Here is a 15360-nt window from a genome sequence, read left to right as displayed (position 1 = left end):
CCAGCGACCAATTGATTAAAAGTCAACTGCTCTACCAACTGAGCTAACGACCCATTTTTCAATTTTCTTTCCGCCTCACTGCGAGGGCGGCATATAATACTCAATTGAAACTTCAGTGCAACCCAAATGCCATAATTATTTCAATAATGCTAACTGTTTGCTGAAAAACCGAACAATAGTGAATTCAACAAACCGAATCAGCTTAAAAAAGTAACAATTAAACCTAATTTTATTTCAAGTCACTCAAATAAAAACATCAGGTAAACTATCTAATTAAAGTCCTTTAAGTCGATTTTCAGCTAATTTTGCTGATGACGAATCAGGGAATTCTGCAACCACCTGTTCCCAAAGTTGTTTGGCTCGCGCAGCATTTGAACGTTCCATCTCAGTTATTCCTAACTTCAAGGTAGCATCTGCTCTTTTACTTGATTCAGGATAATTGGTAATTAACGACTTAAATTGCTCACCTGCACCCGCCCAGTCTTGTTTATTAAACAATAATTGACCTAACCAATAATGTGCATTGGGTACATAACTTGAATTTGGAAAATTTTGCAAAAACATTTGAAACTCAGGAATAGCTTGATCGTATAATCTATCTTTAAGGATCAAATTCACCGCTTTATCATAAGCGTCATTTTCGTTGGCTGATAAAGGCGCTTCAGGCGTCGTAACAACAGTATTGGCAGTTGGTACTGGTACTGTCGTAGGTTGGGCTTTCACAGACTCAATACGCTTATCTATTTCAAGATAAAGCTCTCTTTGTCGTTCAAGAATTTTCTCTAACTGATAGTTTTGCACTTCTATCGCACCTCGAAGTTCATTCACTTCGTTTTGCATGATGTCGAGCTGCTCTTGCTGACGATGCTGTGCTTCTGTGCGTGCCGAAAACTTTCTTTCTAGTTCAGTAATGCGCTGGTCGCTACTGATGCTGGTTACATCCGACACAGGCGCAGGAGCCGCAATAACTGCGGCTCCGTATAGACCTAGCAAACTTATCGCTAAGGTGCGTTTCATCATAGTAGACTTCTATTATTAATAAACTAAAACACCGCGACGGTTTTCTGCAAAAGCCGCCTCAGTTGAATAATTGTTAACAGGTTTTTCTTCACCGTAAGACACCACAGATATTTGTGATGGACTTACGCCTGCATTCAATAAATAGGTTTGTACAGACTTAGCACGGGATTCACCTAATGCAATATTGTATTCAGGTGTACCACGGCTATCACAATGACCTTCAATCACAACAGATTGCCCGCTGTTTTTCACTAAAAATGCAGCGTGCTGATCTAAGATACTGTAATACTTAGAGCTAATACTGGCTCTGTCAAAATCAAAATAAACCAACTGATTATTTTCTAGTGCCATTAATTCTTGCTTCATTTCTTCTGCAGGAGTCAACATAGGTGCAACTTTACCCGCTTCAACCATTGAATCACGTGCTTCTTGCGCTTTACGATCGGCTTCTGCTTGCTCTTGGGCAATTCTTGCATCTTCAGTAGCCGCGCTAGCTGCACTATCATCAGTTGAAGTACAAGCCATCATAGTTACAACTGGAAGAGCTATAACCAACCCTTTTAAAATTTTATTTAGTTGCATTCTTTTTTCCTGTTTTTATCGAATTTAAGTAAAAATGTAAAAATTAACGTAAAAATGGTGACCAGGTCGGAGCCTTCACCTGACCATCGGCCGCAGGCAGTAGTGCTTTAAATCTGCCATCCAAAGACACCAAAGACAAAACTTGTTTTCCTTGATGCAAGGTACTGTAAATAATCATACTTCCATTTGGAGCAATACTGGGTGATTCATCTAAATAGGTTTTAGTTAATACCTGTAGATTGCCATTTGTCAAATCTTGTCGTGATATATGATAATTACCACGGGTTCGATTCACCATCACCATCTGTTTTCCGTCTGGGGTTATCGTCCCCCCTAAGTTCATTTCACCGTCAAAAGTCAAGCGACGAACCTTGCCTGATGCTAAATTTACGCGATATATCTGAGGTTTACCACCCCGTTCTGAACTAAATATTAAGCTCTGACTATCTGGAGTCCAGCTTGGTTCTGTATCAATTGCTCTATTTTTAGTTACCCTGCGCAGTTGCTTACTCGCAATATTCATTACGTATAGTTCTGGATTACCGTCTTTCGATAACACCATAGCTAAGGATTTGCCGTCAGGCGAGAACTTTGGTGAACCATTAATTCCAGGGAAACTGGTCATTTGTGTTCTATTCATGGTGTAAATATCTTGGATAAATATTTGCGGACGTTTATTTTCAAAACTGACGTAGGCTAATTTAGTTCCATCTGGAGACCAAGAAGGAGACATCAAAGGCTCAGGTGAACGCAACAAAGTGGTTTCATTGGCACCATCATAATCCGCCACCACTAATTGAAAGGGCAACTCATGCACTTTATTATCTCGTACAATGACATAAGCAATACGGGTCAAAAATGCGCCTTTCTCCCCCGTTAACTTTTCGTACACCACATCACTTATACGATGAGCATGGCGCCTAAAGTCATTGCCTGAAATTGTCATTTTACTCGCCGCTAAAATATGTTCATTGCTGGCAATCAGTTTACCGCCACTTAATACTTGCGCCTGCCCACCGGTAATTTGACCCCGTAATACATCGATTAACTCATAAGTCACTGTGTACCTATCTATACCAGTCAGTTCAACTTTACCGACTAATACAGCCTCAATTCCCTTGGATGCCCACGCACTGTAATCCACATCTTTATCAGCAGTAGGAAATTGTGGCAAATCCTTTGTATCAACAGGATTAAACTTACCACTGCGACGTAAATCAGCGGCAATCACATCGGTGAGTTGTTCTGGCATCACACCTTCACCTATCCATTGGAAAGGCACCACTCCAACTGGTCTTGCGGTATCTACCCCTCCAGTAATCACAATTTCTAGGGCTGCAAAACCACGAAAACTGACTGAAAAAATAAAAAGTGAAAGCAATACTTGCTTAGTTTTAGACATAGTTTTAAACATTATATTTCCGGTGCAAAAGTAAAATTAATATTACGCAATTGTTCATAGACATCTGGTTCTTTTGAAACAGGCAATTCAACCGCTTTAAGGATTGCGGTTTTCCCCGCCCTACAAACTAGGGGATCTCCACCAAGTTCTTTAACTTGTATCACTAAGCCATTTGATGCTAGTCGAATATTAAAACGGCAAGATTGTCCCTTCATTGCATTATCTTTAATAAAAATACGGTCAAGAGTTTGTGATATTAATGCTTCATATTTTTGCACTTCAGACAACACTTGTTTATTTCGTTTCGCCTGTCGAGCGGCCTGTTCAGCTTGAAGTTGTTCATCGAGCATTTTTTCTTGGGCGGCTTTTTCTTTAGCTTCTTGACGTTTACGTTCGGCTTCTTTTAACGCTTTTTCTTCTTTCTGGCGTTTTTCCTTCGCTTGTCTCGCTCGCTCATCGGCTTTTTTCTTTTCTAATTCTTTGCGCTTGCGCTCTTCTTCTAGTCGTTTGGCTTTGGCCTTCTCTTGATTCTGTTTTTCTCTTGCCGCCACCGCAGCTTGTTCGGCTTTTTTCTTATCCAATTCTTTTTGCTTAGTTTCCCGCTTTAATCTAGAAACTTCGGCCTCTTGTTGTTTGCGTTTTTTTTCTGCATCTGCCGCTCTGCGCTCTAGCTCTTTTATTCTATTTTCTTCTTTTTGACGTTTGGCGTTTTGTTCATCTTTGACTTTTTGAACTTGTTTTTGCAATTGACTCTCATCAATGGCTTTGGCTTCAATAATAGGTTCAGGATTAAATGCCTCAGGGGTCACTTTTGACGTCGTTGCAAAATGCCCACTTATTAACAAAGCAACAATCACAGCGACATGCATAAACAAGGAGATAAAAAGTGCGACTCGCAACTTGGACATTTTGTCAGTTAGCCTTCCGGTGGAGTTGTCATGAGTCCAACAGAAGGTGCGCCTGCCCGTTGCAACAACACCATCAACTGCACCACTTCACTATAGGCAACTGCCCCATCACCCTTAACAACCACAGGGGTATTTGGCTCGAGGCGCAGATGTGCAGCAACTAATGTTGCCAAGTCAACTGCTGACATAGGTTCTTGCTGGCTATCACCGGTATTCAAAAAGTATTGGCCTTTTGCATCAACAGTGGCCACTAATGGAGGTTTTGCCTCTTCATCCAAAGGCTGGGCCTCTGCTTTAGGCAAATCCACTTTTACCCCTTGAGTCACTAGTGGCGCGGTGACCATAAAAATAATCAGTAACACCAACATGACGTCAATATAAGGCACCACGTTAATTTCTGAAACGGGACGTCTACGTTTTCTCACATACATAATCAATCAGCCTAAGCAGAGGGTTGAGCTGAGTGAGAAGTATCGGTACCTGAAGACAATGCCTGCCTATGCAAAATACTGGAGAATTCTTCCATAAAATTACCGTAACTATTTTCAAGTTTTTCTACTTGATGACTAAAACGGTTGTATGCAATAACAGCAGGTATCGCAGCAAATAACCCCATTGCTGTGGCGATCAATGCCTCGGCAATGCCTGGTGCAACCATAGCTAAGGTCGCTTGCTGTTGCCCACCTAAAGCAATAAAGGACGTCATGATTCCCCATACAGTGCCAAACAAACCAATATAAGGACTAATAGAACCTGTTGTCGCCAAAAAAGGTAAACGACTTTCTAAACGATCTATTTCTCGGGACAGCGACACCCGCATAGCTCTAGAAGTGCCTTCCATAACCGCCACGGCTGGTGTGTTTAGGTTTTTTCGTGAGCGAACAAACTCTTTAAAACCCGCACAAAACATACTGGCCATGCCTTCTACAGATTGACGGGCGGCTAACTCTTGATAGAAGCGATTGAGGTCAACACCAGACCAAAATTTATCTTCAAACTTTTTCATCTCAGACCGCGCAAAATTTAGCGCGCGGCTGCGTTCTAATATAAATGCCCAAGAAGCAACTGATGCTGCAAATAACAGCAACATTACCAATTGCACTAATAAACTGGCCTCTAAAATGAGATCAATGAAAGATATATCAGATGACACGTGAAAATTCCCCTAAAATTTTGTCAGGAATAGCTTGTGGTTTCATATTGGATAAATTGACACAAGCGACTCTGATTAATGCACTGACCAAACAATGATTGTTTGGGCTTATTATTATTTGTTTGAATACTAAACTAGCACGCTTCAATTCTACTATTTCGGACTGAATACACAACAACTCATTGAAGCGAGCTGGCGCATGATTGTCCATTTCAACACGTTTGACGACAAAACCTACAGAACGTTCCAAAAGAATATTTTGTTCGGTCCCCATTTGCCTTAACCATTCGGTTCTGGCTCGTTCAAAAAACTTGAGATAATTCGCATAATAAACGATACCACCAGCATCTGTGTCCTCGTAATACACCCGCACATTGTGACTATGTTTGCTCATAATAAAGGTACTTTTAGGTTTCAGGTGATTGGTTTTACTTTTTAGCTACTTTCCCTTGTGCTATTCCTAAGCTGTGAATCTTTATGCTATCAAACATTGGGAGTTTTCAAACTGATTTTTTTATTCTTCCAATTAAAGCATCTTACTTTCATAGACTTAGGAAGAATAAAACAATTTCCAAAATGCATTATCTATAGTTTACACACGAATAGTTATTCACTTATATCGAACGAACATTTAGATAACAAAACAATGATTAGCAACAATAATAATAATGGTTTAAAAATCAAACAACTAAAAAACCCTTTAAAATTCAATAAATTATCAACATAAAAGCATCCATTACTCATATTACGTCAGTTCGCACTGATAATGCATTAGTTTTTCTAATTGATAAATTAATTTAATTCAATTGAACATTTGATTTAAATGTCTAGAATACGCCTTGTTGTTTTCTGAACTGCATATTGTTTTGAGTTTAAGGCAAAATGATATTGCAATGAGTTTATTTGACATGTTCCCTGGATTAATTTCCTTTAACACTAGTTGTTTGGCCCACATTTATTATGTGGGCTTTTTTTTTATCTAAAATTGATAAAATGAACAGACACTAATGACAATTATTCTGGTGAGTAATCTTTGCCAAAATGCAAGAAAGCACGTTGTGAGGCAATACGACCTCTGGGAGTGCGTTGCAAAAATCCTTGTTGGATCAAAAAGGGTTCAATCACATCTTCGATAGTTTCTCGCTCTTCACCTATAGCTGCGGCTAGATTATCCAAACCTACGGGTCCTCCCATAAAGGTTTCGATAATCGCCAGCAATAACTTACGATCCATGTAATCAAGACCTTCCTTATCGACATCCAAAATATCCAAGGCTTGACTCGCTACTGTTAGGGTAATATTGCCATCGGATCTGACTTCTGCAAAATCTCTGACACGGCGCAATAGACGGTTACTGATGCGCGGGGTACCTCTAGAGCGCTTCGCAATTTCAATGGCCCCTTCTTCTTGTAAGGTTAAGTTTAAATAACTCGCCGAGCGTTTTACAATTTGCGTAAGATCCTTAATATTATAAAATTCGAGGCGCTGCACTATACCAAAACGATCTCTAAGCGGAGAAGTTAATGAGCCCGCTCTTGTTGTCGCACCAATTAAGGTAAAAGGCGGTAATTCTAATTTGATTGAGCGTGCGGCTGGGCCTTCACCAATCATGATATCCAGTTGATAATCTTCCATTGCTGGATAAAGAATTTCTTCCACTACAGAACTAAGACGATGAATTTCATCAATAAACAATACATCGTTTTCTTCAAGATTGGTCAAAAGTGCTGCTAAGTCCCCAGCTTTTTCAAGCACAGGCCCTGATGTAGTTTTAATATTAACCCCCATTTCGTTAGCGACAATATTCGCTAAGGTGGTTTTGCCTAAACCGGGAGGGCCAAATATGAGTAAGTGATCTAAGGCGTCACTGCGTTTTCGCGCGGCCTCGATAAAAATCTCCATTTGCGAACAAACATGATTTTGACCAGTATAATCAGCCAACATTTTAGGTCGAATGGCGCGATCAACCACTTCATCTTCGTGGCTGGCGGTAGGTTTTATTATGCGGTCTGCTTCAATCATTTAGGGTTTTACTAATAGTTATAAATAGTGTTTTTTTATACAGTAACAAAATTATTAAAAGCCGTCTGTAAAAGACTGAACAGTTTAAATGATTTTGTTAAACCATTGCTCGTAGTGCTTCTCGAATGAGTGTTTCGCTGCTTATTTCTTCTTTATACACAGTATTTATCACTCTAATGGCCTGAGGGTGTTTGTATCCTAAAGCAAGCAGCGCACTCAAGGCTTCCTCTTTAGCATCGGTACGTTGCACAAAGGTATTTTCTACAGGTAAATCAGGTGTGAGGTGCACAGTTTCTGTATAGCCTTGCTCTTTAGCTAATTTGCTCAATCTGTCGCGCATTTCAATAACTAAACGTTCAGCGGTTTTTTTGCCAACCCCAGGGAGTTTGGTTAATCCTGTCACATCTTCCATACTGACACATTGCATAAACTGCTGTGCGTTCATGCCAGATAAGATAGTTAACGCTAATTTTGGCCCCACTCCACTGGCTTTGATTAGCTCACGAAAAACAGCTCGCTCTTGTTTATTAGCAAAACCAAACAATAACTGGGCATCTTCACGCACTACAAAATGAATACATAGATTGGCTTCTTGTCCAATTTCAGGCAACTGATAAAAACTAGTCATAGGCACTTGCACTTCATACCCTACCCCACCTGCTTCAATCAGGATTTCTGGTGGCTGCTTTTCTAACAAGATGCCACGAATATTACCTATCATTTTGTATCCTTGTGTTTTGAATCGACTGCTAGCTTAAACTGATTATTTTGGCTGAACTCTTTTAAGGGAGCAATCGCAACCGCATTATCTCAAGCGAGTTACCGCAACCGCCTTATCTCAAGCGACCACGCACAGTTTTTGTGGCTTGGCCGGACATTTTTATCAAACTTTGTTGGGTGTGATTGTGACACAAGGCCACCGCCAGAGCATCTGCGGCATCGGCCTGAGGTTTGGCAGCTAATCCTAATAAATAGGTCACCATATGCTGAACCTGAGATTTGTCTGCACTGCCTTTTCCCACTACAGATTGTTTGATTTGCCTTGCTGAATATTCAGCCACAGGCAAGTCAAACGCCGTAGCAGCAACAATAGCCGCGCCTCTAGCTTGGCCTAGCTTGAGTGCAGAGTCAGGATTTTTTGCCATAAACACTTGTTCTATCGCAAATTCAGTGGGCTTGAATTGGTGAATGATTTCACTGACACCATCAAAAATTTGTTTTAGTCTCAAAGCGAGCTCATCACCTTGAACTCGGATACATCCACTACCTATATATTCGGATTTCTGACCGACTTTTTTGATCACACCATAACCCGTTATTCGAGAACCGGGATCAATCCCCAAAATAATGGCCATTACTGCATCACTCGATTTATCGAAGTTAAATACTTAAGCATTCGAAAGAATTTATTGATTCGTTTCTGGCACATATAAAGAGATTGCCTCACGGTTAGTGTCCGACCACACTTTTGCCATTGCAGAGCATTTGTCTAGCCATAAATAGGCAGAATGTTCAGTCAAACTAATTTTTTGCTCGTTGGCGACTACAACCGCAAATACGTGCTCTGTGTTAAAAGGTGTACCAGGTGGATAGCGGTATTTCCATCTATCACGGATTTCATAGGTATTCACTTTTTGACAATCGACTAATTGATAGTGGTTTTGCGTAATATCTATACCTGTTTCTTCCAACACTTCGCGACGTGCGGTATCACAAGGTTTTTCACCCAGTTCTAGTGTACCTGTTACCGATTGCCAAAACTCAGGGTCATCGTTTCTTTGCATCACTAACACCTGCCCTGACTGGTTATACACAACTGTCAGGGCAGATTCTGGGATACGGTAATCTGTTTTCACAGAATTAATCGACTAATCCGCTTTCTTTTCGATCACAGTTTGAATAGAAAGCTCTTTAAGTTGTGCCGGATTGGCTTCACCTGGCGCACTTGTTAAAGGGCAAGCCGCTGTAGTGGTTTTAGGGAATGCCATCACATCTCGAATAGAGGTTGCACCTGTCATCAACATCACCAAACGGTCTAAACCAAAGGCTAAACCTGCATGAGGTGGCGCACCAAATTTAAGGGCTTCAAGTAAGAATCCAAATTTCATTTCGGCTTCTTCATCACTAATGCCTAATAAAGAAAATACTTTCGCTTGCATGTCGGTTTGATGAATACGAACCGAACCACCACCTAACTCACATCCATTTAACACCATGTCATAAGCATTGGACAAAGCATTGGCAGGATCTGCTGCAAGTTCGTCTGGGGTCATATCACGAGGTGCGGTAAAAGGATGATGCAGTGCATGGAACTGTCCATCAAATTCTTCAAACATAGGGAAATCGACAACCCACAGTGGTTTCCATTCACCTTCTAACAATTCTAAGTCTTCACCTAGTTTTAATCTAAGAGCACCTAAGGCTTCTGTAACAACAGTGTTGGTATCCGCACCAAACAGCAGAATGTCACCACTTTGTGCGCCACTACGAGCAACTATACCTTTAGCTACATCTTCATTTAAAAACTTTAGGATTGGAGACTGTAATCCGTCCATACCCGCTTCTAGGTCATTGACTTTCATCCACGCCAAACCTTTAGCGCCGTATATGCCAACAAATTTACCGTAGTCATCTATTTGTTTACGAGACAACTTAGCGCCACCAGGTACACGAATAACAGCTACACGCCCTTTAGGATCATTAGCCGGACCAGAAAACACTTTAAATTCTACGTCTTTGAGTAAATCAGCAACATCAGTTAATTCTAGAGGGTTACGTAAATCAGGTTTGTCACTACCAAAACGGCGCATCGCATCGGCGTATGTCATGCTTGGGAATTCACCCAGATCTACCGACAACATTTTTTGGAACAAATCGCGAACCAAACCTTCGGCAATTGCCATCACGCCATTGGCGTCTAAGAAAGTGGTTTCAATATCGATTTGCGTAAATTCAGGCTGGCGATCAGCACGTAAGTCTTCATCACGGAAACACTTTACGATTTGGTAATATTTATCCATTCCAGACATCATCAATAATTGCTTAAACAATTGTGGCGACTGGGGTAAAGCAAAAAACTGACCTTTATGAGTACGGCTAGGGACTAAATAATCACGGGCACCTTCAGGTGTTGCTTTGGTCAGTATAGGGGTTTCAATATCTAAGAAACCATCGTTTTCAAGATAGTTGCGGACGCTGCTGGTGACTTTGGCTCTAAACTTCAAGCGGTCACTCATCAAAGGGCGACGCAAATCTAAGTAACGGTATTTTAAACGTTGCTCTTCAGAATTTTCTTGGTTCCAATCCAATGGCAACGGAGCGGCTTTATTTAAGATAGTCAAAGACTTACCTAGCATTTCAATTTCGCCGGTCGACATATCTTGGTTTACTTGACCTTGTGGTCTTGCTCGAACTAAACCTGTGAGCTGCACACAGAATTCATTTCGTAGGCTCACAGCCGTTTCAAAAACATCGACTAAATCAGGGTCGAATACCACTTGTACCACACCTTCGCGATCTCTAAGGTCGAGGAAAATTACTCCACCTAAATCTCGGCTGCGATTGACCCAGCCACACAAAGTGACGGTTTGTCCGATGTAAGATGAATTGATATTGCCACAATAGTCCGTGCGCATGAAAAACGACCTCTAAAAACGTAAACACTGATGAAAAATAAGGCCGCGTAGTATAAACCAGATCAGCGGCCTCCTAAAATAAATTCTCAGTTTTCGTAAGAAAATGTTGCTTCTATAGACTAACAGTTACGAATTCTGCATATTTAATGTAATAAAAATTAAAAACAGGGAACAATACATGCTAAAAATAAAAGAAATATCAAAAACTTACGACAACGGTGTAAAAGCACTTAACAATGTTAATTTGGACATTCCAAAAGGAATGTTTGGATTACTTGGTCCTAATGGAGCCGGTAAATCCAGTTTAATGCGCACCATAGCCACTTTGCAGCAAGCAGATACCGGTAGTATCCAGTTTGACGATATCAATGTGCTCACTCAACCTAACGAGTTGCGACAGCGCCTCGGTTATTTACCTCAAGATTTTGGCGTCTACCCGCGTATTAGTGCGTATGAGTTATTGGACCATCTAGCCATTTTGAAAGGTATTGCCAATAAAGGCGAACGCAAAGAAGCGGTGGATGGTTTGTTAGCACACACCAATTTATTTCAACATCGAAAGAAAGCAGTCAGTGGTTTTTCTGGCGGTATGCGACAACGTTTTGGCATCGCACAGGCATTATTAGGGGATCCAGATTTACTCATAGTAGATGAGCCTACAGCTGGACTAGATCCAGAAGAGCGCAATCGCTTTCATAACCTGTTAGTTACCCTAGGTGAAGAAAAAGTCATTATTTTATCGACCCATATAGTGGATGACGTTTCAGAGTTATGCCCGAATATGGCTGTACTCGGCAATGGCCAAATTTTGCTTCAGGGTAATCCATTGGATGTCACCGCTGATTTAAACGGGCAAATTTGGCGCAAAACCGTGTCCATTGAAGAAGCTGCAATCTTAGAAAACACTCTCCCTGTGATCTCAAAACGTTTGTTCGCAGGCCGCACGGTTTTACATGTGTTAGCACCTGATGCACCTGAAGGATTTGAAACTGCCCCAGCGACTTTAGAAGATGTGTATTTTTCTACCTTACACAATTCTCGTTCGACTCAAGCCGCCTAAGGAAAACCTCTTATGTTTACAAAAATGTTAGGCTTTGAGTGGCGCTATTTTACTCGCCAACCCTCTTTTATCGTGACCTGTTTGGTCTTTTTTTTGCTGCCTTTTTTAGCCATTACTATTGAACAAGTACAAATTGGCTCTGGCGGCAATGTGCTATTTAACAGTCCCTTTGCTGTGGCACAGATCATGCTGATTTTGAGTATTTTCTCCATGTTTATGGTGGTGAATTTTGTGGCTAATACTGCCACTCGCAATCAAACATCCATGATGGCAGAAATTGTATTAACCAAACCCATTAAACCTCTGCCTTATAACCTAGGTCGATTTATTGGTGCGTATCTGATTTGTCTAGTGGTTTTTGCCATGGTGCCTCTTGGCAGTTTTATAGGTAGCTTAATGCCTTGGGTAGATCAAGAACGTATTGGCCCCAATGGCCTCATGATGTACCTCACACCTTTCGTGATTTTTTCTGCCAGTACTATTTTTGTGTTCGCTGCATTATTTTATGCCGCTGCCACACAATTTAAAAGTGCAATGGCTGTGTATATCTGTGCCATGGGATTGTTTATTTTATATGCAGTGGCCGGACAGGTATTTAACGAGCCAGAACAACGCACTATTCGTGCCCTACTCGATCCCTTCGGATTGCGCGCTTTTGGCGAATATTCACGGTACTGGACGTCTTTCGAAAAAAATTCATTAGTGCCAGTACTCGAAGGCATGATTTTACAAAATAGATTATTGTGGTTAGGCATAGGAGCCTTTATTTTACTCGTAGCGGGGGGACTATTTAGACCGCTTAATTTAGCGAGTTATTCCTTCAAGAAAAAACCTAAAAAAGAAAAAATAGACGTTATCCCCACTACCAACAACATTGCCATTAAAGCCTCAGCCAACAATGGCGTGGCGCAATTTATCAGCCGAACAAAATTTGAAATTCGCCAGGTGTTTTTAAGCCCAGCATTTTTAATCTTATTGTTATTTTCTGCTTTCCAACTCATTGCCAATTTTTTCGAAATAAACGGTATGTTTGGTACGCCTAATTGGCCATTAACTCAGACCCTAGTGGAATTGATCATGGGATCCTTTTCACTTATGACCATTATTATTATTACCTACTACACCGCTGAGGTGGTATGGCGCGAACGTACAGTAGGTATGGGTGATATTGTGGACAGCATGCCAGTACATAATGTGACTTTTTGGCTATCAAAACTATTAGCAGTCATGTTGGTTATTGTAAGTTTGCATTTGGTTGGCATGTTTGCCGCTATCATCAACCAACTGTTAGCAGGTTATGAAAATATAGAACTAACTCAGTACCTAATTAGTTTATTGTTTTTTGGTGCGTTACCTTGGTGCTTGTTGACGGTATTGGCCTTTTTTATTCAAGCATTGAGTCCGAATAAGTATATCGGCATGCTAATTTTTGTAGGTTACTTCTTTGTTTCTTTGGCCTTTAGTCAAATAGGCATTGAACACAACATGTTTAACTTTGCGGCAGGACCAATGCTGCAATATTCTGATCTCAATGGTTATGGCTGGTTTATTCAAACCCAAAGCTGGTTTATGTTGTATTGGGGGGCCTTATCTGTGGTGCTTGGCATTATCAGTTATGGCATGTGGCAACGAGGACCACAGACCTCGGTCAAACAGCGACTACGTTTACTCAGTTATCATTTAGGCAATACCGGTAAAAGTATTGCTGCAGTAGCTTTAGTGTTGTTTTTAGCGACAGGTGGATATATCCATTACAACACTAAAGTCCTGAATCAATTTTACGGTCAGGAAGAGGTTTTAGATATCCAAGGCGATTACGAAAAAGAATACCTTGAATTTCGTGATGCACCTATGCCCACAATAGTCAGTGTTGATGTTGCTGCGGATATATTCCCAGCCGATAGACGTATCGAAGCCACAGCCAAGGTGCAAGTTATCAACCGCACCGCTGAACCCATTAATCGGTTTTTAGTTAATATGCCGCGTTTTTCTGCTGTGACTAAGGTAGAAATAGACGGCGGTGTACTCGCTGAAATCGATAAAAAGTACAACATAGCTTGGTTTGAATTTTCAGAGCCTATGTTGCCTGGCGAACAGCGAAATGGTGTGTTTACAGTGGTGCGCGAACATCAGGGATTCAAAAATAGCGGTGAAGACAGCACTTTGGTGCAAAACGGTACCTTTATTGACAACTTTACCTTATTCCCTTCTTTTGGTTTCAATGAGGCCTATCAAATCACCGATCAGCACGAAAGACGTAAAAGAGATCTTGAACCTCTGCAGCGTGCTTATAAGTTAGAGGACAGTAGCCGGTATAAGGAAAGTTTCTTTGGCAAAGGCGTCGAATTTATTGACTTTAGTGCCACCCTGTCCACCAGCGGCGATCAATTTGCTATCGCTCCGGGTTATTTGCAAAAAGAATGGCAGCAACAAGGACGTAACTATTTTCGATATGAAATGGACGCGCCTATGGTTAACTTTTTTAGCATTACGTCTTCTAAACTAGCCAGTAAAAAAGTCGAGCATAATGGTGTCAATATTGAAGTCTACCATCACCCAAATCATCATTGGAATGTGGATCGTATGATTGAATCGAGTGTTGATTCACTCGACTATTTTCAAAACGTATTTGGCCCTTATCAACATAAACAATTACGGATCATTGAATTTCCTGGTTATCGCAGCTTTGCGCAAAGTTTTGCGAATACTGTGCCTTATTCTGAAGCAATTGGTTTTATCACCGACTTGAGAAATCCAGAAGACATTGACCCCGTTTATTATGTTACGTCCCACGAAGTCGCCCACCAATGGTGGGGACATCAACTCAACGCTGCAAACGTGCAAGGTAGTGCAATATTGTCAGAAACCTTATCTCAATACAGCGCATTGATGGTGATGAAGAAAAAATACGGCGAAACCCGACTTCGTAAATTCCTGACTTATGAACTGGATAGCTACCTAAGAGGGCGCAGCGCAGAGCGAATTGAAGAAATGCCACTGCTGCGCTCCGAAAACCAACAATACATACATTACCGTAAAGGCTCGGTAGTGATGATGGCTTTGGTTAATAAATTAGGTGAAGCACGCCTCAATCAAGCCTTACAAGCTTTACTAAACGAATTTAGATATAGGGAAGACTTGTACCCTACTACCTTGGACTTAGTTAGGCATCTAAACACTGTATCTAGCGATGAAGAGCAGGCTTATATCCAAGACCTTTTTGAGCAAATCACTATTTACGATTTACGCGCCAAGAAAGTGTTAAAAGAAGAGCTTGAGGATGGCAAAATTAAAGTCACTTTAACTGTATCGGCACAACAGTTTAGTGCCGATGGTAAAGGCCAAGAAACAGAACAGCCTTTTGCAGAAGAAGTAGAGATAGTCTTGTTTAGTGAAGACCCCAATAATTTTGCTGCTGAAAACAAAGTGATTTATCAAGGACTTCACGCCATTAAAAGTGGCGATACTGTTATCGAATTAATAGTTGACGAATCGCCTAACTTTGCTGGTATTGACCCCTTTGTGCGATTTATTGACCGTGACACAGGTAATAATATTATCAAGTTATAAATAGTCTG

14 protein-coding genes are annotated in these 15360 nt (G+C 40.9%); 2 read left to right on the top strand and 12 right to left on the bottom strand.

Annotated features, from left to right (window positions below; all coding sequences use genetic code 11):
* Positions 1-273 precede the first annotated feature (273 nt).
* The 12 genes from ybgF to aspS all read right to left on the bottom strand — a co-directional run bounded on the left by ybgF (position 274) and on the right by aspS (position 10722).
* Positions 274-1020: a tol-pal system protein YbgF gene (gene ybgF, locus AAC000_RS10025; protein ID WP_339722318.1), complete on the bottom strand. Its 747-nt coding sequence runs from the start codon at positions 1018-1020 to the stop codon at positions 274-276.
* Between the two features lie 15 nt (positions 1021-1035).
* On the bottom strand, positions 1036-1602 hold the full coding sequence (pal, locus tag AAC000_RS10020; protein ID WP_339722316.1) for a peptidoglycan-associated lipoprotein Pal: 567 nt from the start codon (positions 1600-1602) through the stop codon (positions 1036-1038).
* Between the two features lie 43 nt (positions 1603-1645).
* Positions 1646-3004, bottom strand: a complete 1359-nt coding sequence (gene tolB / locus AAC000_RS10015) for a Tol-Pal system beta propeller repeat protein TolB (protein ID WP_339722327.1) — start codon at positions 3002-3004, stop codon at positions 1646-1648.
* Between the two features lie 11 nt (positions 3005-3015).
* Positions 3016-3912 carry a cell envelope integrity protein TolA gene (tolA, locus tag AAC000_RS10010; protein ID WP_339722314.1) on the bottom strand — a complete coding sequence of 299 codons (897 nt, stop codon included), beginning with the start codon at positions 3910-3912 and terminating at the stop codon, positions 3016-3018.
* Positions 3913-3920: 8 nt separating this feature from the next.
* Positions 3921-4343 carry a protein TolR gene (gene tolR / locus AAC000_RS10005; RefSeq protein ID WP_339722312.1) on the bottom strand — a complete coding sequence of 141 codons (423 nt, stop codon included), beginning with the start codon at positions 4341-4343 and terminating at the stop codon, positions 3921-3923.
* Positions 4344-4354: 11 nt separating this feature from the next.
* A complete protein-coding gene (gene tolQ / locus AAC000_RS10000; RefSeq protein WP_339722311.1) occupies positions 4355-5065 on the bottom strand; it encodes a protein TolQ in 711 nt (236 codons plus the stop codon).
* On the bottom strand, positions 5055-5459 hold the full coding sequence (gene ybgC / locus AAC000_RS09995) for a tol-pal system-associated acyl-CoA thioesterase (RefSeq protein WP_339722309.1): 405 nt from the start codon (positions 5457-5459) through the stop codon (positions 5055-5057). Before ybgC ends, tolQ begins: the two co-directional genes overlap by 11 nt.
* Before the next feature lie 620 nt (positions 5460-6079).
* Positions 6080-7087 carry a Holliday junction branch migration DNA helicase RuvB gene (gene ruvB / locus AAC000_RS09990; RefSeq protein ID WP_339722307.1) on the bottom strand — a complete coding sequence of 336 codons (1008 nt, stop codon included), beginning with the start codon at positions 7085-7087 and terminating at the stop codon, positions 6080-6082.
* A gap of 97 nt (positions 7088-7184) precedes the next feature.
* Positions 7185-7808, bottom strand: a complete 624-nt coding sequence (ruvA, locus tag AAC000_RS09985) for a Holliday junction branch migration protein RuvA (protein ID WP_339722306.1) — start codon at positions 7806-7808, stop codon at positions 7185-7187.
* A gap of 112 nt (positions 7809-7920) precedes the next feature.
* The gene (gene ruvC, locus AAC000_RS09980) at positions 7921-8442 is read right to left on the bottom strand and encodes a crossover junction endodeoxyribonuclease RuvC (RefSeq protein WP_339722304.1); all 522 of its coding nucleotides are present in this window, start codon (positions 8440-8442) and stop codon (positions 7921-7923) included.
* A 51-nt stretch (positions 8443-8493) separates the two neighbouring features.
* The gene (gene nudB, locus AAC000_RS09975) at positions 8494-8943 is read right to left on the bottom strand and encodes a dihydroneopterin triphosphate diphosphatase (protein WP_339722303.1); all 450 of its coding nucleotides are present in this window, start codon (positions 8941-8943) and stop codon (positions 8494-8496) included.
* Between the two features lie 12 nt (positions 8944-8955).
* Positions 8956-10722 (bottom strand): aspartate--tRNA ligase, encoded by a 1767-nt coding sequence (gene aspS / locus AAC000_RS09970; protein ID WP_339722302.1) that lies wholly within the window; start codon positions 10720-10722, stop codon positions 8956-8958.
* 178 nt (positions 10723-10900) lie between these two features.
* On the opposite strand from aspS, the gene AAC000_RS09965 reads away from it, so the two are divergent.
* Together AAC000_RS09965 and AAC000_RS09960 are read left to right on the top strand one after the other, a co-directional pair.
* Positions 10901-11782 carry an ABC transporter ATP-binding protein gene (locus AAC000_RS09965; RefSeq protein ID WP_339722301.1) on the top strand — a complete coding sequence of 294 codons (882 nt, stop codon included), beginning with the start codon at positions 10901-10903 and terminating at the stop codon, positions 11780-11782.
* Between the two features lie 12 nt (positions 11783-11794).
* Positions 11795-15352 (top strand): M1 family aminopeptidase, encoded by a 3558-nt coding sequence (locus tag AAC000_RS09960; RefSeq protein ID WP_339722299.1) that lies wholly within the window; start codon positions 11795-11797, stop codon positions 15350-15352.
* Positions 15353-15360: the final 8 nt, after the last annotated feature.

Origin of the sequence: uncultured Paraglaciecola sp., from assembly GCF_963977085.1 — a bacterium.
Lineage (GTDB): Bacteria > Pseudomonadota > Gammaproteobacteria > Enterobacterales > Alteromonadaceae > Paraglaciecola.
This window is presented reverse-complemented; position numbering and strand designations above follow the sequence as displayed.